This is a genomic window from Clostridium amylolyticum, from assembly GCF_900142075.1.
Lineage (GTDB): Bacteria > Bacillota > Clostridia > Clostridiales > Clostridiaceae > Clostridium_AA > Clostridium_AA amylolyticum.
Genome location: NZ_FQZO01000003.1, coordinates 188893 through 214664 on the forward strand (window position 1 = coordinate 188893; position 25772 = coordinate 214664).

At 32.9% G+C, this 25772-nt stretch carries 21 protein-coding genes; 19 read left to right on the top strand and 2 right to left on the bottom strand.

Annotation, left to right across the window (positions count from 1 at the left end):
* Positions 1–13: 13 nt before the first annotated feature.
* The 4 genes from BUA82_RS08210 to BUA82_RS08225 all read left to right on the top strand — a co-directional run bounded on the left by BUA82_RS08210 (position 14) and on the right by BUA82_RS08225 (position 6940).
* A complete protein-coding gene (locus BUA82_RS08210) occupies positions 14–1474 on the top strand; it encodes an extracellular solute-binding protein (protein ID WP_073006512.1) in 1461 nt (486 codons plus the stop codon).
* A gap of 269 nt (positions 1475–1743) precedes the next feature.
* Positions 1744–2742 (top strand): hydroxyacid dehydrogenase, encoded by a 999-nt coding sequence (locus BUA82_RS08215; RefSeq protein ID WP_073006514.1) that lies wholly within the window; start codon positions 1744–1746, stop codon positions 2740–2742.
* Between the two features lie 30 nt (positions 2743–2772).
* Positions 2773–3456 carry an N-acetylmannosamine-6-phosphate 2-epimerase gene (locus BUA82_RS08220; protein ID WP_073006516.1) on the top strand — a complete coding sequence of 228 codons (684 nt, stop codon included), beginning with the start codon at positions 2773–2775 and terminating at the stop codon, positions 3454–3456.
* A gap of 157 nt (positions 3457–3613) precedes the next feature.
* Entirely contained in the window at positions 3614–6940 is a 3327-nt protein-coding gene (locus BUA82_RS08225; RefSeq protein ID WP_073006519.1) for an Ig-like domain-containing protein, read from the top strand.
* 80 nt (positions 6941–7020) lie between these two features.
* Here the strand turns inward: BUA82_RS08225 and BUA82_RS08230 are convergent, their stop codons facing one another.
* Positions 7021–7275, bottom strand: a complete 255-nt coding sequence (locus BUA82_RS08230) for a GlsB/YeaQ/YmgE family stress response membrane protein (RefSeq protein WP_479723160.1) — start codon at positions 7273–7275, stop codon at positions 7021–7023.
* Between the two features lie 634 nt (positions 7276–7909).
* On the opposite strand from BUA82_RS08230, the gene BUA82_RS08235 reads away from it, so the two are divergent.
* The 3 genes from BUA82_RS08235 (at position 7910) to BUA82_RS08245 (ending at position 12605) form a co-directional block, all read left to right on the top strand.
* Positions 7910–9418, top strand: coding sequence for a YfcC family protein (locus tag BUA82_RS08235; RefSeq protein WP_073006521.1), 1509 nt, complete (start codon positions 7910–7912; stop codon positions 9416–9418).
* Between the two features lie 412 nt (positions 9419–9830).
* Positions 9831–11534 (top strand): M3 family oligoendopeptidase, encoded by a 1704-nt coding sequence (locus BUA82_RS08240; protein ID WP_073006524.1) that lies wholly within the window; start codon positions 9831–9833, stop codon positions 11532–11534.
* 243 nt (positions 11535–11777) lie between these two features.
* Positions 11778–12605 carry a pyridoxamine kinase gene (locus tag BUA82_RS08245; RefSeq protein WP_073006526.1) on the top strand — a complete coding sequence of 276 codons (828 nt, stop codon included), beginning with the start codon at positions 11778–11780 and terminating at the stop codon, positions 12603–12605.
* Between the two features lie 130 nt (positions 12606–12735).
* Here BUA82_RS08245 and BUA82_RS08250 read toward each other — a convergent pair whose 3' ends face one another.
* A complete protein-coding gene (locus tag BUA82_RS08250; RefSeq protein WP_073006528.1) occupies positions 12736–13695 on the bottom strand; it encodes an AraC family transcriptional regulator in 960 nt (319 codons plus the stop codon).
* Positions 13696–13896: 201 nt separating this feature from the next.
* On the opposite strand from BUA82_RS08250, the gene BUA82_RS08255 reads away from it, so the two are divergent.
* From BUA82_RS08255 to BUA82_RS21115, 12 genes are all read left to right on the top strand, one after another.
* A complete protein-coding gene (locus tag BUA82_RS08255; RefSeq protein ID WP_073006531.1) occupies positions 13897–14913 on the top strand; it encodes a Gfo/Idh/MocA family protein in 1017 nt (338 codons plus the stop codon).
* 359 nt (positions 14914–15272) lie between these two features.
* On the top strand, positions 15273–16109 hold the full coding sequence (locus tag BUA82_RS08260; protein ID WP_073006533.1) for a sugar phosphate isomerase/epimerase family protein: 837 nt from the start codon (positions 15273–15275) through the stop codon (positions 16107–16109).
* Between the two features lie 16 nt (positions 16110–16125).
* Positions 16126–17151 (top strand): Gfo/Idh/MocA family protein, encoded by a 1026-nt coding sequence (locus BUA82_RS08265; RefSeq protein ID WP_073006535.1) that lies wholly within the window; start codon positions 16126–16128, stop codon positions 17149–17151.
* A 62-nt stretch (positions 17152–17213) separates the two neighbouring features.
* Entirely contained in the window at positions 17214–18488 is a 1275-nt protein-coding gene (locus BUA82_RS08270; protein ID WP_207650289.1) for an ABC transporter substrate-binding protein, read from the top strand.
* A gap of 227 nt (positions 18489–18715) precedes the next feature.
* A complete protein-coding gene (locus BUA82_RS08275; RefSeq protein ID WP_073006537.1) occupies positions 18716–19615 on the top strand; it encodes a carbohydrate ABC transporter permease in 900 nt (299 codons plus the stop codon).
* 14 nt (positions 19616–19629) lie between these two features.
* Entirely contained in the window at positions 19630–20463 is an 834-nt protein-coding gene (locus BUA82_RS08280; RefSeq protein WP_341430212.1) for a carbohydrate ABC transporter permease, read from the top strand.
* 66 nt (positions 20464–20529) lie between these two features.
* Complete coding sequence (locus BUA82_RS08285) at positions 20530–21363, top strand: sugar phosphate isomerase/epimerase family protein (RefSeq protein ID WP_242948943.1); 834 nt, start codon at positions 20530–20532, stop codon at positions 21361–21363.
* 342 nt (positions 21364–21705) lie between these two features.
* Complete coding sequence (locus BUA82_RS08290) at positions 21706–22545, top strand: CvfB family protein (protein ID WP_073006539.1); 840 nt, start codon at positions 21706–21708, stop codon at positions 22543–22545.
* A gap of 278 nt (positions 22546–22823) precedes the next feature.
* A complete protein-coding gene (locus BUA82_RS08295) occupies positions 22824–23546 on the top strand; it encodes a GntR family transcriptional regulator (protein WP_073006542.1) in 723 nt (240 codons plus the stop codon).
* Between the two features lie 123 nt (positions 23547–23669).
* Positions 23670–24527 carry a tagatose bisphosphate family class II aldolase gene (locus tag BUA82_RS08300; protein ID WP_073006545.1) on the top strand — a complete coding sequence of 286 codons (858 nt, stop codon included), beginning with the start codon at positions 23670–23672 and terminating at the stop codon, positions 24525–24527.
* 2 nt (positions 24528–24529) lie between these two features.
* A complete protein-coding gene (gene pfkB / locus BUA82_RS08305; RefSeq protein ID WP_073006547.1) occupies positions 24530–25462 on the top strand; it encodes a 1-phosphofructokinase in 933 nt (310 codons plus the stop codon).
* A 23-nt stretch (positions 25463–25485) separates the two neighbouring features.
* Positions 25486–25620 (top strand): hypothetical protein, encoded by a 135-nt coding sequence (locus tag BUA82_RS21115; protein ID WP_278321569.1) that lies wholly within the window; start codon positions 25486–25488, stop codon positions 25618–25620.
* Positions 25621–25772: the final 152 nt, after the last annotated feature.

The window sequence follows — 25772 nt, forward strand, 5'->3', positions numbered from 1 at the left end:
AGGAGGGTATTAAATGAAAAAAGTCATATCATTAATATTGACTGCTGCTGTTACAGCAGGAATATTTGCTGGTTGTCAGAAGCCAGAAACAGCAAAGGACAATGGAGAGAAGCCAACACTTAGACAGTTAGGTTTCCAAAGAAACTTTGACCCAAATAAGGATCCGGTTGCCGCAATGCTAGAAGAAAAGACAGGTTATAAGGTTAACTATGAAATTCTTCCTATGGAAAATCCTAATGATAAGCTTAATCTTTTAATGGCAAATAAAGAGCAAATAGATATTCTTAAATTATCAGGTCCACAATACAGTAAACTAGCCAATGAAGGAGCACTTGAACCGCTAGATGATTTACTTGAGAAATACGGTAAAACTTTACTTAAGGTAAACAGTTCAGAAACTTTTGAAACCGCTAAGGTTAATGGAAAGATATATGGTATTCCTGAAAAGGCGCCAAAACCATTTGTCTCTAATTCATTAGCAATAAGACAAGATATATTAGACGAGTTAGGAATGAAGATACCTACAACATTAGATGAACTTTACGAATTGCTTAAAGCGATTAAAACTAAAAAGAACATAATTCCTTTAACAGGGTTCGAACCTATAGTATATGAAATATCAGGAGCTTTCGGTGTGGTAACGCAATGGGAAGAAACTGATGGAAAGCTAATAAATAGGTTAGAAAACCCAGGTATGAAAGAGTATATAACTTTCATGAATAAGCTTTACAACGAAGGCCTTATAGACAAAGAGTGGCCTATAAACAATTCTGCTAAATGCCAAGAGAAATTCACTAGTGGTAAGGCTGCTATTATGACTTACGGATGGGGACTTGCCTCAGTGGTAACTAAGGGATTAGAAAAGAACTTTCCACAATCTAAAGTTACTTTAATACCTGCACTAAAAGGTAAAGATGGTAAGCAAGGTAATTTACTACAAGCTACAGGAGTAGGCTGGTATATAGCTATTCCTAAGGTTTCAAAAAATAAAGAGCATGCTATGAAATACATGGACTTAAAGGTTCAACCAGAATTGTTCAAGAATCTAGCTATAGGTGAAGAAAATGTTCACTGGAAAAAAGAAGCAGATGGAAGATTAAATCCAATACTTCCTAAATTTACAGACGAAAGAAACAATGCAGACTGGTTCTTAACAAGTACTGATCAAAAAGCTTATGAAGACCTATGGGTACTTAGAACAAGAAAAGATCCACATATTGCTGCTGCCTTTGATGCAATGCAAAGTCAAGTACCTATTGCCAAAAAAGAAATAACAACTATTGCTCCTCCACTACCTGTAAATGCTAAATTTAATCAAAAATTATTAAAGCTTGAAACAGATTATATTGTAAAAGCTATTGCAGGCTCAGAGAAACTAGAAAACTTTGATAAGTTTATGGAACAATGGAAAAAAGAAGGCGGATCAGAAGCTTCTAAGGAAGTTAATGATTGGTATAGCACAAAGAAAAAATAAATTTGTTTTAAATTAATAAACACTATGAAAAATTAATTTAAATAAAAACAGCTAGATTTATTAAATTTCACCCCCTTTATATAAAATATAGCTGCAAGTAAAGAAAAATCAGCCTTATATTTTAGGCTGATTTTTCTTTAAAAATATATTTTGTAGATGTAATCAAGTGATTTAATAATACATTCTATTATTTATGAATTTACAATTATTTTGAAACCTTCAGTATTATCCTGGAGAGAATAATTTATATTAACAGGAGATGAAGCAGTATGAATATATTGATATCTATGGCAAAAGGGGATACTCAAAAAACCTTTTTTACAAAAGAAGTATGTCTTGAATTAGAAACTCTAGGTAATATAACGTGGAATAATATGGCAAGGCAGTTTACTAGAGAAGAGTTTAGAGAAGTACTTATAGATAAGGATATCTGCATTACAGGTTGGGGATGTCCTAAGCTAGATGAGTATGTCATTGAAAAAGCAGATAAATTAAAAGTGTTAGCTCATACAGGTGGATCTGTAGCTTATATAGCTTCAGAGGTTCTATTTGATAAAGGAATAAAGGTGTTAAGTGGTAATAATATCTATGCTGAGTCCGTGGCAGAAGGTGTTATGGCATATATGTTATGTTCCTTGAGAGAGTTAATTTATTATAACAATGAAGTGAAAGAGGGAAGATGGAGAGAAGATATATTTTTCAACGAAAGCCTTCTAGATAAGAAAGTAGGGTTAGTTGGCTTTGGTGCCATTGCAAAGTATCTTGTAAAAATGTTAGAACCCTTTAGATGCAAAATAAAAGTTTACGACCCTTTTCTTTCTGAGGAAACACTAAAAGAATATGGTGTGCAGAAGGCAACTTTAGAAGAGATATTTCAAAGCTGTAAAATAATTTCTATTCATGCATCCTATAGGTCAGAAACTCATCACCTGATAAATAAAAATCTTCTTTCAATGATTCAAAAAGATGGTTTATTAATTAACACAGCTAGAGGTGGAATTATAGATGAGGAAGCTCTAATAGAAGAATTAGAGAAGAATAGATTTAAGGCAGTACTAGATGTATATGAAGTGGAACCACTACCCCTAGATAGTAAGCTGAGAACCTTACAAAATGTAATATCCATACCTCATATGGGAGGACCAACAGTGGACAGGCGGTCTTATGTAACTCAGGAACTGATAAATAACATAAAAAGTTATATGTCTGGAGGAGAAGCACCCTTAGAAATAACAAAAGCATATGGCTTATCCATGACTAATGAATAAATCAATTATGAACAGGAGGTAAATTAACATATGAACCATATAATAGAAAGTTTAAAGGGAGGAATAATTGTATCCTGCCAAGCTTTGGAACATGAGCCGCTACATTCATCCTATATAATGTCTAAGATGGCTTATGCAGCAGAAATAGGTGGCGCTATAGCCATACGTGCCAATAGCTATGAAGATATTGTAGAAATAAAAAAAGCAGTAAAGCTACCTATATTAGGAATTGTTAAAAGAGATTATGATGATTCAGAAATATATATAACTCCAACTATGAAAGAAATAGATGAACTAGTACAGGCTACTGTAGAAATAATAGCATTGGATGCTACTGATAGATTAAGACCTTCAAATGTAACATTGGACGAATTTGTTTCTCAAATACGTTCAAAATATCCTAATCAGCTTATAATGGCGGATGTTTCCACCTATGAAGAAGGTATAAAAGCATGGAAGCTGGGATTTGACATAGTATCCACTACCTTATCCGGCTATACTCCATATAGCAAAAAGGGAGAAAATCCTGATTTTGAACTTATAGAAAGATTAAGCAGGGATACTGAAGTCCCTATTATTGCAGAAGGTAAGATTTGGACAAGAGAAGATGCGGTGGAAGCTCTAAGAAGAGGAGCCCATGCAGTGGTAGTAGGAACAGCTATTACAAGGCCTTCAGACATAACCAGGAGATTTGTAGAGGCTATAAGGAAATAAAGAGGGTAACAAGCACGTGGTAAGTGACTTATTTTTGTATAAAGGAAACTTCTTCTCCACACCAAATCGTAGATTTCAATGTCTGCTTATATCACTTGTCACTCCACTGGCACCAAAATAAATTTTATACACAAGTATATATTCAAGGAGGACCTTAATGTTTCAGAGAAGATTCAAAATAGCAATTAACTGGTTATTAGCTCTAAGCCTTACTACTTCTATGGCTACGTCAATAAAGGTGTCAGCAGAAGTAAGTGTTCCAAAACCTTTAATTATATCTTCTAATAGAGAAGCATCTAACAACAACTCTCTATTAAAAAATTCTAATTTTGAGGAAGCAGTAGTAGATAACAAAATTCCAGGATGGAGGACTTTTCCTGAGATATTATCAGATAATGTTTCTGTGGAAATTTCTGAGGAGAAAAAGTATAGTGGCAAATACAGTATAAAAATTACTGATGAAAATAATAAGGCATCAGTTGGGGTGTTAAGCGATGCTGTACCTGTGGTAGCAGGTGAAAAATATGCAGTTTCTGCAAAAGTTTATGTATCTAAGGCCAGTGTAAGAATGTATGTTAAGTTTTTTGATAAAGATAAAAAGGTTCTTGCTGAGCCAAGTATATTAGCAAACACTCTTAATACTTGGTCAGATTCCCTTGTGGAAGTGCAAGCGCCAGAAGGCGCTATATCAGCGGAAGTTTGGTTTTATATGGGAGCTTCAGGCATAAGCACTGCTTACTGCGATGATGTAATATTTAAGCAGGCTGCTGCTGTGGATCAGCCTGTAAATGTTAATTTTGAGAAAGCTATAGACTTAGGGGAAGCGGTTCAAGTTCCTCTTTCTCAAGGAGCTGCCTATGCAAAAGATAATCAAGGAAACAATGAGCAGTATTTTGCTATTAACGGACAACCAGCCACTTTTTATGCGGTAAATGCTGAAACTGGAAAGAAGGGTTATTCTCAAGCATTACCTGGATTAGATGTGGTGTGGGCTATGTCCACAGCTTCTGATGGCAATGTATATTTTGCAGGAACTACTAATGGCAAGCTTTACTCCTATCTTACTAAGGAAAAAAAGATTGTGGAGTATGGACCGGTAGCCCATAAGCATATTTGGGATATTAAGGCAAGCAATGATGGGAAAGTTTATATGGCAAGCTATGTAAAAGGTGCAAATGGTAAGGTCTTCGAGTTTGATATAGCTTCAAAAACTTTTAAAGATCTAGGAGAGATGAAAGAGGGGGCTGAATATGTAAGAGGTCTTGGATTATCTGGAGAATATTTATATGCAGGAGTTGGAGGAGTAAAAGGCTCTATAATACAATATAGCTTAAAAACTGGTGAGAAGAAAGAGATTCCTGTAGATAAATCAATCACTGGACAAGATGTTCCAAACATGTTCTCAGAAGTGGTGGTGGAAGGTGGAAAAATTCTAGCTAGCACTGGCACAAAGCTCTTTATCTTTGACGAGAAAACCTTTGACTTTATTAATGCTATGCCTTTTGATGGGAAGATATCTACAAAGTCTCCTTATAATCCGGATTTAGTGTACTATAAGGCAGGCAAAACCAAATTATTTTCATACAATTTAAAAACCAATGAGTCTAAGGAGATAGAAAATATACCTCCATTACCTAGCACAGGGTTTAAAAACATGAGCTGGATAACTCTAAATTCTGGACCTAAAAAAGGACAGAAGGTTCTAGTAGCTATGGCAGCATATACGGACAGTATATTTTATCATCCAGAGGATGGCTGGTTTAACATGATATATCCTGAGGTTCCAGCTCAAGGTGTAGCTATGCAGTCCTTAGAAATTAGCCCAGAAGGCCAGCTTTATATAGGTGGATATATGAGAGGTGCTAGTATTTACGACACTATAACAGAAAAACACCTATATAATATGCCTACCTTCCATCAGCCAGAAGGCATGGGCTTTATGAATGGAAATGCATACTTTGGAACCTACGGAGGAGCGGTTATTTATAAGTATGACCCTAGAAAACCTTTCAACTATAGGGAAGATAGCCTAGGTAATCCTGGGGTAGCTTATGATATGGAAGAAGATCAAGATAGACCCTTTGTTATGGTAAATGCTAACAATAAGTTGTTTATAGGAACCTTTCCGGGTTATGGACAATTAGGTGGAGCTTTATCAATATATGAAGAAGACTCCCAGGGAAATGTAAAAAATGTATCTGTAAATAGGAATATTGTACAAGATCAAAGTATTGTTGGTATTGCGTATAAGGATGGAAAAATATATGCTAGTTCAGCAGTAGATGGGGGATTAGGCTCTACCCCTACAGCCACTGAAGCTAAAGTAATTATTGTAGATGAAGCTACAGGTAAGAAAATAAAGGAAGTGACACCTAAAATACCAGGTATTAGCTCTACACCTAAATTTATAGGTTCACTATCCTTTGGACCAGATGGGCTTTTATGGGCTGCTACAGGTATAGATGGCACAATATTCGCTATGAATCCTGACACTCTAGAAGTAGTAAAAAGCAAACAACTATATCCAGGAGCTACTCAAAACTCAGGATTTAGACCTTATTATATCAGATGGGATAAAGATGGCTTGATGTACACTACAGTAGGAAAGAAGCTTACAGTAGTGGATACTAAAACCATGAATTACAAGACTCTTGTAAAGGATACTGTTAACCTTATGACTATTGGACAAGATGGAAGTGTATACTATGGCGCAGGCACAAAATTAATGAAGCTGCCAGTACCGCTAGCAGAGGTAAAATTATCTTTATCTCAGGAAAAGGTGTACTTAGGAAGTAACTTTAATCTAAATGTAGACGCTTTACTCTCCAATGGATTGAAAGCAAATTTAAATTCTGCAAAGATAGAATATGTTATCTCTGAGGAATCTATAATATCCTTGGAAAATGGCAAGTTTATAGGAAAGAATGTTGGAGAAACAGATATTAAAGTAAGGGTTACGTTAAATGGAAATACAGTAGAATCAAATACCATAAAAGTTAATGTGTTAATTCCAGTGAATGGTGTAAAGGTTTATAAAGAAGAATTAAACATGAAGATTGGTGAAACTGAGAAATTAATAGCTGAAGTATCTCCAGAAGATGCAGAAGACAAAACTTTAAGATGGGAAACTAATAATGCTGAGGTAGCTACAGTAGATGAGAATGGTGTAGTTAAAGCTCTAGGAAAAGGTCAAGCAGTAATTACAGTTATGACTAACCAGGGTGGATACAAAGCAACAGTATTAGTTAAAGTATCAGAAGACTCTCAGGAGAATACTGATAACAACAATGGAAACGGTGGGGCTAAGGACCCAGAAGATAGCGATAATGGTGACAATGGAGCTCCTAAAGATGATTCAAATAAGGAATCCATAGACAATTTACCCAAAACTGGAGCAATATTAGATAACAAAATATTTATATTAGTAGGAATGTTATTTTTAGGGGTTGGAATATCCTTTATTAAAAAGAAAAGGACAATTTAAATAGGGTGCTAAGCATGTGACAAAAAAGGTGACATATGTAAAAACATATGCCATCTATCACGCGCTTGGCACCCTTTTATTTATTTTCTAATGGCATTAACAATTAGAAGAAGTACTACTGCACCGACTATAGATACTAAAGCACTCCATATGTTAAAACCTGTAACTCCTTGTCCTCCGAGGAATCTAAATATTAGTCCCCCAATAAATGCACCAATTATACCAACTATTATGTTTGCAACTGCACCCATGCGAGCATCGTTACCAGTAATCATACTAGCTATCCATCCGGACAGTGCTCCTAAAATAATCCATGCTATTATACCCATTTCCATGATAAATTCCTCCTTTTAATATAATAATAATTTGTTAATAAATACAACTAATAGATAATTATTGTATTAATATTAAAATAATACATAATGCTTTTTCAGTCAATGTACAAACTTTTAAATAAAAATGAATATTATTTATCCATAATTTATCCGATAGCTGACGGCTCCTAATCACCCCAGTTTATTCAATTGGTGGGATAATGAGCGCTAAGCTCTTGGATAAGTTCTTCTAAGCTTCAGCTGGAGAGGATATTCCTTTTAAGTAAGTGCATCTGGAGGTAAGAATCACTTAATGGTTATTTTCTGCATTTAATATAAATTTATGCACAAATAAGTATACATTCATGTACAAATAAGTATACATTCATGCACAAATAAGTATACATTCATGCACAGATAAATATAAATTCGTACACAAATAAATATAAATCCTAAAGCCATAAATTACTTAGCGTTAAATTATCTATAAGATTCTATACAAGGACTTATATTATTATAAAGCCATAAAGTTTATGTAGGTATTAATATTGTGGATACTTTTTGTAAAGCTTTGATTATTACAGTAAAAAGAAGATTTCATTGCAGTATAATATTGTCAAAATAATCAAAGGATAATAATAAGGAGGGGTTAAGTATGGCAAAAAGAAAAGGAGATTTTCCTACAGCATTTACAGTTTTATTTATAGTTTTGATTTTTGCAGCGATTTTAACCTACATAATACCTTCAGGTTCTTATGCAAAGCTAAAGTATGAAGCTAACAAGAAAGCATTTGTAGTTACAAAGCCGGATGGCTCACAAGAAGAACTTCCAGCTAGCCAGGGCACCCTTAATAAATTAGGGGTTAAAGTAGATGTGGGAAAATTCCAAGATGAAAGTATAAATAAACCAGTAGCTATTCCTGGAACTTATGAAGAAGTTAAAAGTAATCCGCAAGGATTTATAGAAGTTTTGCAAGCTCCTATTAAAGGGGTATATGATACTGTAGATATTATTGTATTCTTATTAATAATTGGAGGAGTTATTGGCATTTTAAATAACACCGGTGCTTTTGATGCAGGCATAGCGGCACTTTCTAGAGCTACTAAAGGAAAAGAATTTCTTCTTATAGTAGTAGTTACTGTATTGATCTCCTTAGGTGGTACTACCTTTGGATTAGCAGAAGAAACTATAGCCCTTTATCCAATACTCATACCCGTATTTGTGGCGGCAGGATATGATGCTATTGTTTGTATCGCCGCACTTTATATGGGCTCATCCATTGGTACTATGTTTTCTACAGTAAATCCCTTTTCTTCTGTTATTGCGTCCAATGCCGCGGGGATAGCTTTTACAGAAGGGTTGTCTATGAGGCTTATAGGACTTATAGTGGCCACCGCTTTAACTATTTGGTATATCACTAAGTATGGAAAGAATATTAAAAATGATCCTTCAAGATCATTGATATATAATGAAAGAGATGAAATCAAGGAAAAATTTCTTAAAGATTATGATCCGAAAAATATTCTGGAATTTACTCTTAGAAGAAAGCTAATGCTTATAATATTCGGTCTAACCTTCGTGGTAATGACCTGGGGAGTTTCCACTCAGCAGTGGTGGTTTACAGAAATGACGGGTTTATTCTTATTTGTTGCTATAGTGCTTGGTTTTATTTCTGGAATGGGAGAGAAAAGATTTGTGGAAAAGTTTATAGCTGGTGCTGCAGACTTAGTAGGAGTGGCTCTTATTGTGGGGGTAGCAAGAGCTATAAATATAATAATGGATAAAGGTTTGATATCTGATACCATACTTCATTATTCTTCTAATGCAGTACAAGGTATGAATTCCAGCATATTTATAATATTTATGCTTTTAATTTTTATAGTACTTGGATTCTTTATACCATCATCCTCAGGCTTAGCAGTACTGGCTATGCCCATTATGGCACCCTTAGCAGATGCTGTGGGGCTTTCTAGAGATGTTATAGTGAGTTCCTATCAGTATGGGCAAGGTCTTATCGCATTTATAACCCCTACAGGGCTTATATTGGCAACCTTAGCTTTAGTAGATATAACTTACGATAAATGGCTGAAATTTATACTCCCGCTTATGGGATATGTAGCAGCTTTTGCAGCGGTAATGCTGTTGATTCAAGCAGCTTTTTAAGAATATAAAAAATAATCTTTAAGGCATTTTATCCGATAGCTTACGCTCATTATCCCACCACTTCTTCAAGTGGTGGGATAATGAGCGTAAGCTCCTGGATAAGTTCTTCTAAGCTTCATATAGAGTAAAGTATTCCTTTTAAGCAAACTCCACCTGAAGCTAAGAATCACTTGATATTAAAGGTTATTCTTAGGATGAAAATTTATATATTAGTTTTGTATTTAATGATATAAATAGAAGACAAGCTTTCCAGGAAGAACTTGAAAACTTTCTATATGATTCAATGGGTAATGATAAATACATGCTTTTTCAGGGATTTTATTTAATTTTGAAGGAAGAATTAAAAATATGTGGAATAAATATCTATAGGAATAATTTTAAAAATATGTAAATAAAGAAAAGAGGTATGACAATGAGTAGTTCTTTAGTGGAAAAAGCAAAAGTTGGGCTTTATGAAATGAATAAACCAGGGTTTTTAGAGGAAGCTTTTAAGGAGTTACTTTCTAGAAAAATAAACACTTCCCAAGACCTAGTAATGTGGTTGGAGGAAAGAGATGAGGTTACTCGACATATTAGAGAAGTTATGGACAGGGACTATATTAATTTTAACAGTTACAATGATAATGAAGAGTATAAAAAGAGATTTCAATATGATCAAGAGATACTTTCTCCTATTATAGAAAAGTATGATAATCTTTTAGACAAAATGTTTTATAACAATGAGTTTAGAGATAGTATTGGAGAATATTATGAATTAATGATTAAAAGAACTAAGAATTCCATTGAGCTTTTTAGAGAAGAAAATATCGATCTAGGGGTAGAAGAAAGTAAGTATACTACTAAATACTTTGACATCACTGGAAACATGACAGTGATGTGGCAAGGAGAAGAAAAGACTTTACCTGAAATGAGCGTGTATCTTAAAGATTCTCATAGAGGTATAAGAGAAGAAGCTTGGAAAGCTATAAATGATAGAAGACTTAAAGATGTGGATGCTCTAGATGACATTATGGATAACTTAATTAGCATAAGGCATAAAATAGCTGAAAATGCCGGCTGTAAAGATTATGTGGAATACAAATTTAAAGAGTTAGAAAGATTTGATTATACCCCAAAGGATTGCGTTACTTTCCATGAGTCTGTTAAAAAATGTGTAGTACCTCTATGGGAAAAAATCCAAGAAAAACATAAAAAGGATCTAGGAGTAGATAGCTATAAGCCTTGGGATACTTTAGCAGTACTAAAAGGTCAGAAACCTTTAAGACCTTATGAAACTACAGAAGAATTAATTGAAGGCGTTCTAAATATGTTAAAAAATACAGACGAATATTTTTATAACGTATTGAAAAGTATGAAAGATGGAAAGACATTAGACTTAAAAAGCAGAAAAGCTAAGTCTCCAGGAGGATTCTGCACATATCTTCCTATAACTGAACTTCCTTTTATATTTATGAATGAAGCAAATAGTCATGGGGATTTAACTACCCTCGTACATGAAAGTGGGCACTCAGTGCATGATATGCTTTGCAAGAGTCAAAAAGCTCTGAATTACACCAATAACCCTAGTGAAATAGCTGAAGTTGCCAGCATGGGAATGGAACTTCTTTCTATGGACAAGTGGCAGGAGTTTTACAAAAATCAAGAAGAATTAAAAAGAGCAGAAATAAATCATTTAGAAGATATACTAAAAACTGTAATATGGGTAATGGTGGTGGATAAATTCCAGCACTGGCTTTATAGCAATCCTACAGCCACCTCAGAGATGAGAAATGATAAATTTGCAGAAATAGCCTCAGAATTTAGTGAAGCCTTTGTAGATTGGTCAGGCTATGAAGAGGAGCTTAAACATATGTGGAAGAAACAACTTCATATATATGAGGTGCCTTTCTACTATATTGAATATGCCATAGCACAATTAGGGGCAGTGCAGCTTTGGAGAAACTATAAAAAAGATCCTAAGATGGCTATAGAAAAGTATAAAGAAGCATTATCACTAGGTTCTTCAAAGTCCTTACCACAGCTATATAAAGCCATGGGTATTGAATTCGATTTTTCAGAGAATATAATAAAGGAACTTATGGATTTTGTTTGCAGTGAATTAGAAAAGCTAAGCTAATTGTCATTAGTATATTATTATATTTTTTGTTAAACTTGATAACCTCTGCAATTGGTATAGTTGTATCCATTATATTAGCACCAAATTGTACCAGCTATAAAAAAGGCTAAAATGTAAGTTGAAGTAAGAAGTAAGAGGTAAACTCCACCTGAAGTTAGGAATCACTTGATGTTTTGTAACTATTCACTCTTACTTTTTACTTATTAATTATTACTTATACTACAGAGGAAAGGAGTTCTAGAAATGCGAAAGAGAGCAGCTGTAATTCATGATTTGGCTTCCTATGGGGGAGCAGCCCTTATGAATATTATCCCTATATTATATAGATTGGGTGTGGAAGTTAATCCTATTCCCACAGCATTTTTTACTACTCATGGAGGTTTTAAAGGCATAAAAAAGCAAGATAACACCGAGTTTATGAGTGAATATACAAAACATTGGAATGAGCTTAATCTATCTTTTCAAGGGATATACTTAGGACTCTTTACCTCTGCAAAACAGATAGAAAATGCTCATAATTTTTTAGATGCATTTATAAGAGAAGAAACCCTTACAGTATTTGATCCTATTATGGGGGATAACGGAAGCTTGTACTCCTTTATGAAAGATATAAATTTACAAGGAATGAGAAGCCTCGTCCAAAGAGCTGATATAATAACTCCTAACTTAACGGAGGCGTGTCTGCTTTTGGACATACCTTATTGTACAAGTATGGATAAGGATGAAATTAAAAATTGCTTAGTAGAGCTTAGCAAACTTGGGCCTCAATATGTGGTTATAACCTCTGTGCCTAAAGGTGATAAAATTTCCACTTATAGCTATAACCGTGAAGATGAAGTGATATTTGAAATTTCCAGAGAAAAGATTTCAGGATCCTATCCCGGTACTGGGGATGCTTTTACTTCAGTGCTATTTGCGAAAATTCTTCAGGGCTGCAGTATGGAAGAAAGCCTTATAACAGCGGTTAATTTCGTTGAAAGAGGTATAAAGATTCTATTGGAAAATCATATGAATCCTATGGAAGGATTACCTTTAGCAAATACTGAACTTATAGGGAGTTTGTATTTGTAATGAGTTATATAGAAAAAGTATAAGGAACTCTTATAAATATTTAATCATAGGATTAAATATTTAAGAAAATACACAATAAAAAATAAAGAAGTCTTAAGAAAAAATATATTTTTTCCTTAAGACTTCTGTTTTATATTTTAATAGTACTTTTACTAGTCTTACTACCTTCAGAAGATGTATCATCTCTTATTCGAGACTTTATGGAGGTAGCATATTCTGAAGGAGTCATACCAGTGGACTTTTTAAAGCACCTTGAAAAATAATGTATAGATTCATATCCTAGCTTACTAGCAATTTGAGAAAAGTTATAATGTGATTCTCTTATAAGTTTCTTTGCTTCTGATATTTTCATTTGCTGAAAATAAGCCATTACACTTTCATTGGTTGTTTTTTTAAATATAGTTTTTAAATGAGTTTTACCAATAAAAAAGTTTTCGCATATTAAATCAAAAGTTAAATTGTTATAAAGGTTTTTCTCCATAAAGCTAATTATTTCATTTACTATATTATTTTCCATATTTTCTTTTACTACATTATCAATTCTAGAGCAGTTTTCATTTTGAGTATTACTTCTTATAATATCAATTAGAAATAATTCTAAATACAACTTTATCAGTTGCTCAGAGGCAAACATATCAGAGTTTTCTTTTTTTACTAGTTCTTTATAACCTGAATTTAAATTTGTTTCGAAGGTATTTTGTCCTTCCCAAAAAAGTTTACCTAAGATTTCGATTTGAAAATTTGATAAACTTAAAATTTTGTTATTTTTAAAATAACTCATAGATTTATTGTTACAAGTAAAACTTACTACCATTATATTTGGAGCGGTTATGCCGTTAGCTTTTACGCTATGAAACTCATTTGGTGGATGAAAAACTATATCTCCGTGTTGAAGTTTATAACCTTTATCCCCTGCTAAAATTTCCACCTCACCTTTATCAACATATAAAAATTCCCAAAACTCATGAACTTCTCCAGAGAAACAATAATTTTTTTCAAATTCAAAGTAATGAATGGTAACTATTTTATCAATGCGTATTAATTCTTTTAAAGGAAGCAATTTATAATTGTTGGTATCGTTTAATTGCATTAATTGAAAAACCTCCTTATTGATAGGCTATAAATATAGCGACAAATTATACAAAAATAATGACATTTATGATAAAGAAAGACTTTTTTATTTGCTTTATAATATTAGTAAGATTATATGTAAGTATTATTATGTTTAATTATACATTATTTTTGATTACTGTAAAAATACATAGATGAATGTATAGTTTGGAGGTAAAATATGAATAAAAAATATGGTGTTGTCCTTATTGGGTGTGGACATATGGGGAAAGAACACATAAAAAATATTTATTATAAAGATAATGTTAAAGTTGTTGGAGTTATAGATATAGATGAAGAAAAAGCAAAGCTATTTGCTAAGATGTATGGAGCAGAGTCTTATAGTAATGATTATAAAAGTTATTTGAAAAATGATAAAGTAAATATATTTATAATTGCTACCTACCCTTCTACTCATCTTCCTATACTTGAAGATTGTATTAAGTGGGGAAAACATGTTATTTGTGAAAAACCTATTGCTTCTAGCTATGAAGAAGGAAAAGAATTTATAAAGCTTGTTAGAAGTAGTAAAAGCAAGGTATTGGTTGGACATATTTTAAGGCACAATGAATCTTATAACAAAATAAAAGATATGATAGCAGAAGGGGTTTTAGGGACTCCCATTATCATGAGAATGGTGCAAAATCATCATACAAAAGATTGGCCTAAATATAAAAAGCTTATAGAGGAAACTTCTCCTATTATAGATTGTGGAATACATTATATTGACATTATGAGGTGGGTAACAGGAGCAGAGGTTAAAAGTATAAGTGGAATTTGTCAAAGAACAGAAGAGGATATTCCTAAGAATAAGTATAATTATGGTATGATAAATTTGACTTTTACGGATAATTCAGTGGCTTTTTACGAGGCTGGATGGGGGAACACTATTAAGGCACAAAATATAAAGGAGTTTATTGGTCCTAAGGGCAGGATAACCCTTACTTATAAAAGAGATCGCACTGATAACAAAGAAGAAGGGGATCTCATAGAATATTATAAGTATCCTGAAAATAAATATGAAATCATAAATGTAGATAGTAATAGAAAGCCGACGGACATACAATTTAATAAACTCATCCATATGATTGAGAATGATGAAGATGCTTATCCAACTATATTTGATGTAGAAAAAGCTTTTGAACTTAGCTTTATAGCGGATGAGGCTATTAGAGAAAATAAACTAGTAATAATATAATGTCCATAAGGAACTTATCCTATAGCAAACCGCTCCTAATACCCCCACTTCTTCAAGTGGCGGGATAATCAGCCCTAGCTTCTGGATAAGTTCTTCTAAGCTTCAGATGGAGGCATATTCCTTTTAAGCAAACTCCATCTGAAGCTTAGAATCACTTGATAAGAACAAGTTATGAAGACTAATTCATAGCTTGTTTTTTTGGTTCATAACACCGCTGGAAAGATTTAAAATTATAGCATTACTAAAAGCTATAGTTTTAAATAAATGACAAAATGTACAAAAATTCTGACTTATATTACAAAGTAAATGTTTACAAAACTATGTATTATTATATATAGATACAAAAAGGAGCTGATAGGGTGAAAACGGGAATTAATATATGGTCTTTTAGTAAATACAATTCTATTAAGGAATGTATGGATTTAGCAAAAAAAGTAGGCTTTAATGGTTTAGAGCTTGCCTTAGATGAGGAAGGTGAAATAAGTTTAAACAGCAGAAAAAATGAATTGTTAGAGATAAAAAAACATTCTATAGAAGAGGGTATTCATCTTCATAGTTTAGCTAGTGGATTGTATTGGAAGTACTCTATTACTAGTCCAGATAAGGCTGTAAGGGAAAAAGCTTGTGATATAGTTAAAAAACAAATTGAAACTGCTTCAATTTTAGGAGCATCATCTATTTTAGTGGTTCCAGGAGCAGTGGGTGTAGATTTTATACAGAACTTTCAAGTAGTTAGTTATGAAAAAGCATATGAATTATCCTTAGAAGCTTTTAAAAATTTAAAATCTTATGCTGAAGAGTACAAAGTAAATATAGCTCTAGAAAATGTTTGGAATAAATTTTTATTATCTCCAATGGAAATGAAAAATTTTATTGATGAAATTAATAGTGACTATGTGGGGGTATATTTTGATGTGGGCAATGTAGTTAACATAGGATATCCAGAACAGTGGATAAATATACTTGGCAAAAGAATAAAGAAGGTTCATGTAAAGGATTTTAAAAGAAGTGTTGGAAACATAAATGGATTTGTAGATTTATTAAGCGGAGATGTTAATTTTCCTGCTGTAGTAAAAGCCCTTAGAAATATAGGGTATGATGATTATTTAACTGCAGAAATGTCTCCCTATAAATATTGTAAAGAGGGTATATTATATAGTACTAAAAGTGCTTTAGATAAAATCATAAAATTTTAGCAAGGAGGATTCTATTATGTTAAAGGTAGGAATTATAGGATTAGGTTTTATGGGAGGAGGTCATTTAGCTAAATATCAACAATTAGAAAAGGAAGGGTTCCCTGTAGAACTTGTAGCTATATGTGATGTGGATGAGAGTAAGCTTAAAGGAAAAGCTGTAGAGGGAAATCTAGAAGTAGGAAAATCAAAATATGATTTATCCAAGTATAGGTTATATACAAATATGGATGAAATGTTAGAAAAAGAAGAGTTAGATTATGTAGACATAGCACTTCCTACATATCTTCATGCTGAAGCTACCATAAAGGCATTAAATAAGGGATTGCATGTATTATGCGAAAAGCCTATGGCTCTTAATGTTCAAGAATGCCAAAGTATGATAGATGCTGCAAAGAAGAATAATAAAAAACTTATGATAGGACAGTGTTTAAGATTTGAACCTGCCTATGTTGTGCTGAAAGATTATGTAGACAATAAAAAGCTAGGAGAAGTGACTTGTGCATATTTTTTTAGAGGAGGTACTACCCCTATATGGTCCTTTGAAAATTGGCTTTTAAAGAAAGAAAAAAGCGGTGGTGCTATGTTAGATCAGCATATTCATGATGTAGATACAATAAGTTGGTTATTTGGAAAGCCAGAAAAAGTATCTTCTTTAGGAAAGGTAGTAGCAAAGGAAAGCGGCTATGATGCTGTCTCAACTAACTATTTATTTAAGGATGATAAAGTAGTTAATGCTCAAGATGACTGGACCTTAAACGGAGGCTATGGTTTTAGACAAATTTATAGGGTTAATTTTGAAAAGGGAAACTTAATATTTGAAAATGGAAAAGTAACAGTACATGAAAATCAGGGAGAAAAGTTTGACATTGAACTTGATAAGGAAGATGGATATTATAGAGAAATTAAATATTTTGCAACCTGCGTAATGGAAGATAGAGAGATTGAAATTGCAACTCCTGAAACCTCTAAGTTATCAGTAGCTATTGTAAGGGTAGAAATAGATTCAGCAGATAATAGGGGAGAATTTAAAGAAATATTTTAATATATACCCATTTATAACTTACTTTTTGGATGATAAATTAAATAAGGTGAGAGGTGTAAACTATGAAAATTAAAAAAATCCTATGTATTGCTATGAGTATTATAACAGCTGGTGCACTATTTGCAGGGTGCGGTAAATCAGAAGGAAACTCCAGCGGAAGTAAATCAGGGAAAGTGACCTTGGTATATGGACTTTGGGATAAGAATCAAGAACCCGTAATGCAGGATATAGCTAAAAAGTTTACTGAAAAAAATCCTAATATTGAAGTTAAAGTCCAAATTACTCCTTATAAACAATATTGGACCAAGCTTGAAACAGAAGCTCAAGGTGAAAACCTTCCAGATGTGTTCTGGATGAATGGACCTAATATAATTAAATATGCCGATGCATCTTTACTGTTACCTATAGATGATAAGATAAAAGAGTCTGATATTAAGGTGGATAATTACCCTAAAGCTTTAGTTGACTTATATAATGTAGGTGGCAAGCAATATGGTATACCTAAAGATTGGGACACCACTGCAGTTTGGTATAATAAAGAAATTTTTGATAATGCCAAGGTGCCATATCCAAAATCTGATTGGACTTGGAATGATATGAGAGAAACAGCTAAAAAGCTTACAGATAAATCTAAAGGTATATACGGTATAGCGGCAGCACAAGATGATCAGCAGGGATACTACAATACTATACCTCAAGCAGGAGGATTTATAATATCAGAAGATAAAAAGAAATCAGGCTTTGATCAGCCAGGCGCTGTAGAAGGGATACAATGTTGGATAGATTTAATAAAAGATGGATCTTCACCTACCGGTGAGCAAATGCTAGAAAATACGCCTCAAGATTTGTTTGCCTCAGGTAAAGTTGCTATGGTGTTCCAAGGTTCTTGGATGGTACCTCAGTTTATGAAAAATGATGCTATTAAAGATAAAATTGACATAGCACCTATGCCTAAAATAAAGAAAAATTCAGCTGTAATTCATGGATTAAGCAATGTAATATATTCAAAAAGTAAAAATCCTAAAGAAGCTTGGGAGTTTGTAAAATATCTTTCTGGCAGTGAAGCCAATGAAATAATAGCTAAGTCTGGTGTGGTTATTCCAGCATATAAACCTTCATTAGAGATTTTCTTAAAATCTTATGCAAATATTAATCTAAAAGCTTATACAGACGCTGTGGAATATTCGGTAATGTATCCAGTTTCAAAGAATACTTCTAAATGGACAACCATTCAAGATGAGAATTTAAAGAAAGTTTGGGCAAATCAAATGACAGCAGAGGAAGCAACTAAGAAGATTGGGGAAGAGATGAACAAGCTATTACAGGAAGAAAAGTAATAAATGTTTTACAAATAATAATAATTAATTTTTTTAAATCAATGTAAAAGTTAAAATTCACATAGGAAAAGGCTGTTTTGATAGTAAAAATTTAATATTTATACTGTATATCAAAACAGCCTTAATTATATAATTCAACTTCTAATCAGAAGAATGTAAGCATTCTGGAATAGAGTACCGGCTTGTTTTTAGGACTTAGTACAAATACAATTTATGAGGAGTGCATTATGAGGGTAAGAACTATTAGCAAAAAGAAAAGCAGTAATTATTTTTGGGCATATTTAATGATAGCACCGTTAGTAATAGGACTTTCAATTTTTTATATAATTCCTTTCTTTAGTAACTTATTTATAAGTTTTACCAATATGGGGCCCTTTGGTACTTATAAGTTTATTGGCATAGAAAACTATAAAAAGATATTAGTTGATCCAAACTTTTATTTAGCTTTCAAAAATACATTTATTTATACTTTAATTTCTGTTCCTATAACCATTATACTTTCAATTATTTTAGCAGTCTTATTAAATAGCGATATTAAAGGACTGTCTATATATAGAACCGTATACTTTTTACCTGCTATTACCATGCCAGCAGCTATCTCTATGGTGTGGAGGTGGCTTCTAAATTCTGATTTTGGATTGATAAACTTTACTTTATCAAAATTTGGAATACAGGGACCAGGATGGGTAACTAACCCTAAAATAGCGCTATACTCTGTAATTATAGTAGGAGTATGGTCAAAAGTAGGTTATAACATGATAATTCTTTTAGCTGGGCTTCAAGGTATATCAAAAGCATACTATGAAGCAGCGGAAATTGACGGCGCAGGAACTTTTAAGAAGTTTTTCTCTATAACCATTCCATTATTAACACCTACTATTTTTTTCGTAGTGATAATGACACTTATTGGATCTTTCCAAGTGTTTGAATATATATTTATGATGATTCCTAATAATAGTGTGGCACTTGAAAGCACTCAGTCAGTTGTATATTTATTTTATAAAAATGCATTTATGTTAGGAGAAAAAGGATATGCTTCTGCCATATCTATAATACTCTTCTTAGTAATAATGGTATTTACATTTATACAATTAAAATTTCAAAATAAATGGGTTCATTATGATTAAAGGAGGAGTATATAGTGGAGAACATAAATAAACCAAGGTTTGGTAAAAAATTATTGATACATCTAGTTTTAATATTTGGTATTTTGATAACAATTGTTCCTTTTTTATGGATGATAATTACATCATTAAAAACTCTAGGGGAGTCAACACAAGTTCCACCGATAATATTTCCAAAGAAGTTAATGTGGTCTAATTATGCAGAGGTACTAAAAACTCTTCCTTTTAAAAATTTCTATATTAATACATTAGTATCTACCATAGCAAAAACCTTAGGACAATTATTGTTTTGTTCCATGGCAGCATATGCTTTTGCAAGAATAGAATTTCCACTAAAGAATTTTATATTCGTGATTATACTTTCTGTACTTATGGTACCTGGACAAATATTTTTATTGCCTCAGTATATGGTAATACAAAAGTTAGGTTTGCTTAATAGCATATCTGCATTAATACTTCCAGGACTATTTAGTGCTTTTGGAACCTTTCTTTTAAGGCAGTTTTTTATGACTTTACCAAAAGAATTGGAAGAGGCAGCTATATTAGATGGATGTAACCATTTTCAAATATTTTGGAAGATAATGCTTCCTCTTGCTAAGGCGGGACTAATTTCTTTAGCAGTATTTACTGCATTATGGAGTTGGAATGATTTAATGTGGCCACTTATTGTTAATACTTCTACGGATAAGATGACATTGTCTGCGGGATTAGCATCTTTACAAGGACAGCATGGTACTAATTTCCCAGTAGTAATGGCTGGTTCGGTAATGGCGGTTTGGCCGATGCTGGTTATGTTTATACTTTTCCAAAAGCAGTTTATAGAAGGAATAGCCTTTACTGGAGGAAAGTAAAATAAAAATTTTAAATGTTAAATTTTCATAGTAAAGAAAGATATATTCATAAATAGAGTGATTATTATGGAAGGGAGAATGCTTATGCGTATAGGGATAATACATTATCTAAATGAAGATATAATAGAAGGATTTAAGAGGTTAAAGGAACTTGGATTTGAAAGCTGTCAATTGGTTTGCTGGGATGAAAAATATATGCAAGAGAAATATGCAGATTTAGTAAATAAGGCTAAAGAGCAAAGTAAAATTGATATAACTGCTTTCTGGTGTGGCTGGCCAAAACCAGTAGTATGGGATTTTTATGAGGGACCAATAACCTTAGGCCTTGTGCCAGCTGCTTACAGGTCTAGAAGGACAGAAATATTATTAAAAGCATCAGATTTTGCTAAGAAAATCCAGGTAAAGGATATAGTAACACATGTAGGTTTTTTACCTGAAGATCCTAATAGTGTGGATTACAGAGGGGTAGTATCTGCTCTAAAAGTTATTGCTGACTATTATGAAAAAAACCAACAAAACTTTTTGTTTGAAACAGGACAAGAAACTCCTACCACTTTACTAAGATGCATGCAGGATATAGGTAGAAAAAACTTAGGAGTAAATTTGGATCCAGCTAATCTGCTTTTATATGGAAAAGCAAATCCTATAGATGCATTAGATATTCTAGGAGAGTATATAAAGGGAGTACACGGTAAGGATGGAGAATATCCTACAGATGGAGCTAAACTTGGACAAGAAAAACCCCTAGGAGAAGGGCGAGTTGACTTCCCTAAACTAATCCACAAATTAAAAACCTTAAATTATACCGGAGACATAACTATAGAAAATGAAATAAACGATAACATGCAGCTAGAAAATATATTAAAAGGCAAAAAGTATCTAGAGTTATTGGTAAAATAAGTCATCACCCCAGGGGTAGTTCCATAAAGTGGAACCGCCCCTGGGGTGATAACTTATTTTGGAAATATTAAATTTATACATATTATATGAGCTTATATGTGATATAATCTTTTATTCAGAGGAGTTTTCTGATATTCTCTAATTAAGTAATATAAACTGTGATTGTGACAGATAATATATGCAAAAGAAAATTGCACATTGTGTGTTAAAGTCTACTAGGTATATAAAATAATATAATATTTAGAGGAAAGATTAAAATTAAAGTCTTATCTAGAAGTATAATTAAAGATAAGAATATATATGAAATTGTGAAAATATAAATTAGAAATGAGGTTGTGAATTTTGATTAAAATAGGAGATTATAATACTTTAAAGGTGGTAAGGGAAAAGAGTATAGGTTATTTTTTAGAAGGAGGAACTGAAGAATCAGAGGATGATATACTTCTTCCTAACAATAATGCGTTAGGGAGGAAGTTAGAAATAGGAGAGGAAGTTGAAGCTTTCATATACAGAGATTCCCAGGATAGGCTTGTGGCTACTTTGCAGAAACCCTTAGCAAAGGTCGGTGAATTAGCATATTTAAATGTTGCTGCAGTAACTGAAATAGGATGCTTTTTAGAGGTAGGCCTTGATAGAGATATATTAGTTCCTATGAAGGAAAAGTTATATAATCTTGAAAAAGGTAAATCCTATTTATTCTACATTTATCTTGATAGAACTGGTAGACTAGCTGCTACTACATACATAGAGAAACACCTTGAGAATTCAGAAGAGTATAAAGTTGGAGATAGTGTAAAAGGAACAGTTTATGGCTTTCAAACTAATAATAGCGCTATGGTGGCTGTTGATAACCTATATAGAGGAGTAATTTTACATAACGAATATTTTACAAAACTACATCATGGGGATGTATTAGAGCTTAGGGTTAATAAAATATACGAGGAAGGCAAACTTGGACTAACTCCAAGAAAAGCTGCAAAAGAAGAATTACCTGTAATCCAAGAGACAATACTAAATTATTTAAAGTCTCACAATGGATTTATGCCCTTTAATGACAAAAGTTCTCCTGAAGATATCTATAAAACATTTAAGGTTAGTAAAAATTACTTCAAGAATGCCTTAGGCGGATTGATGAAGCAAAATCTTATTGTACAAGATAAAGAGGGAACAAGGTTGAAGTAAAAATATAACTTTTAGAATATAGCATTGTGGTAATAAATGTAACTATCCCTGAGGCACTTCCTTTTTATGGAATCATCCCAGGGGTAGTTACATTTATTTGAAATCACCATACTTCTTCTGAATATTTTCATTGACAATAGATATTATAAGATATATTATTAAGGTAAAGTGGTAATTACCACTTGGGTAAATTATATATTTAGATACTTAGATATTTGCTTATTTGGTTATTGCGATATTTGAGTATTGGTATTTATAAAAAATTTGGAGGTTTGGCCATGTTAGATAAGGATAGTAGAATGCCTTTATATTCTCAGCTCATGGATATTTTGATATATGAAATTGAAAATAATATGCAGGAAAATGAAAAGATGTTGTCTGAGAGAGAGATCTGTGAAAAATATGATGTTAGCAGAACTACCGTTAGACAGGCATTTTCAGAGCTGGAGAGAGAAGGATATATATATAAGAGGCATGGCAAAGGTACTTTTGTAGCATCTAAAAAATATAAACAGAACCTTCAAGGTTTTTATAGTTTTACAGAGGATATGAAAAAGCTAGGTAAGAAGCCTAGTTCAAAGGTGCTTAAGTTTGAAATTCTTACTGCCAGCAATGATATTGTAAGGAAGATGAAGCTTTCAAAGGAAGAGATGGTGTATAAGTTTACTAGACTTAGGCTTGCAGATAATGAGCCTATGATGATTGAAACCACTTATGTACCCTATGAAAGGTTTCCAGGTATAACTAAAGAAGAGCTAAATAAAACTGCTTTATATGATATTTTAAGAGATAAGTTCAGCGAGACTTTAGAATATGCAGAAGAAAGCTTTGTGCCTGTACTCACCAATGAAGAGGAAGCTGAAAGCCTCCAAGTTGAGGTAGGTTCGCCTAGTCTTAAAATTACTAGGTTTTCCTATAATAAGCACGAGAATATTATAGAATATACCATAAGCATTTCCAGAGGGGATAAGTTCCAATATCAACTTAAGCTTATGAGATAAAATATGGTCAATGGAATTGCAATGTCAATTCCATAAGTTTTTACTTAACTGGTAATGACAACATTACAAGGAACATAAATTTAATATTAACTATACAAATCTAAAATAATTGGAGGAAAAAATATGAGAGAAATAGTTTCTACTAAGGACATTTTAATTAATGCTAGAAAAGGAAGATATGCGGTACCAGCATTTAACATTCACAATCTTGAAACTATACAAGCAGTAGTGGAAGTAGCAGCAGAAATGAAGTCACCTGTAATTTTAGCAGGTACACCTAGTACTATAGATTATGCAGGAGGAGATTATATAGTAGCTATAGCCCAAGCTGCAGCTAAAAAATATGATATTCCAATTGCTATTCATTTAGACCATTTTGAAACCTTTGATGAAATAAAAAAATATATAGATATGGGATTTAAATCTTCTATGATAGATGCCTCCCACGAATTATTCAAAGAAAATATAAAGCTTACTAAAGAAGTTGTAGACTATGCTCATAGCAAGGGAGCTACAGTGGAAGCAGAATTAGGAAGATTAGGTGGACAAGAAGACGATTTAGTAGTAGACGCAAAGGATGCTGCTTTTACAGATCCAGACAGCGCAGTGGAATTTGTTAAGTTAACTGGTGTAGATTCTTTAGCTGTGGCCATTGGAACTGCCCATGGTTTATATCACGGAGAACCAAAGCTTGACTTTGATAGATTAGAGAAAATTGGACAAATCCTTGATATACCACTAGTTCTTCACGGAGCATCAGATGTTCCAGATGAAATGGTTAAAAGAGCTATAACTTACGGAATATCAAAAGTAAATGTAGCTACAGATTTAAAAATACCTTTTTCAGATGCGGTTAAGAAATATTTTATAGAAAATCCAGATGCTAATGACCCAAGAAAGTACATGACTCCTGGAAAAAATGCTATGAAAGAAATAATAAGACACAAAATTTTAGTAATGGGCAGTGCAAATAGGGCGTAGTTATGATTACAACAATAACTTTTAATCCTGCCATAGACAAAAGATATTATGTAAATAAGATTTCTTTAGGAGAAGTACAGAGGGTTTTAGAAGTGGAGAATACCGCTGGAGGTAAGGGACTTAACGTTTCTAGGGTGGCATCATTACTAGGAGAAAAGGTAACAGCTACAGGTTTATTAGGTGGAGCTAATGGTGATTTTATAACCAAGGAACTTATAAAAATGGATATAGAAAATAAGTTTCAAAGAATTAGCGGAGAAACCAGAACGTGCTTGGCCATAATAGATGATGATAAAAATCAAACAGAACTTTTAGAATCAGGACCAGAAATAAGTTATGAAGAATTTACAAGCTGGATGGCAATTTATGAAGAATTACTGGATATCACCGATATTATAGTAGCTTCAGGAAGCCTACCTAAAGGCCTGGCTGATGATACCTACAACATTATAATAAAAGAAGCTAAAGCAAAAGGCGCTAAATTCTTCTTAGATACAAGTGGACAGGCATTGATCAAATCTCTAGACTCAGCACCTTATTTCATAAAGCCTAATACCGATGAAATAAAGCTTATTACTAATAAAGAAAGCAATTCTAGAGAAGATATAATCCAAGCTATAAAATATCTTTTATCTAAAGGCATAGAGATAGTAACAGTGTCTTTAGGTAAAGGTGGTTCCATTACAGGTCATGGTGAAAAGTTATATGAAGCTGTTATACCTGAGGTGCAAGCAGTAAATTCTGTAGGATCCGGAGATTCCTTTACAGGAGGCATGGCAGTGGCTATAAAACGAGGAATGATAATGGAAGACGCCGTAAAATTTGCATCCGCCTGTGGTACAGCTAATGCTATGGAAAAGCAAACAGGTTTTATTAGTCAAGAAAATGTGGACAGCCTGTTTGAAAGAATTCAAGTTAACATTTTAGATATATAAACTTGATACTTAGGAGATTACCCGTGGGAACTTCTTCCCTAAACTTAAAGCTTACAGCAGAGGAAAGATATAGTTTTAAGGTCTACGAAGAAGTAAGCGACCATAACAAATCAAAGATTTGGAATGTCTGCTTATTTTACATGCCTGACATCATATAGTATTGTCACAAAAGTCTATTAGAGTAATAATGTTAAGTGGAGATTGTAATAAAAGTTGTAATGTGGTTTATCCCATAGCTAACCGCCCCTAATAACCCCACTTCATTAAGTGGTGGAATAAGGGGCGCTAAGCTCCTGGATAAGTTCTTCTA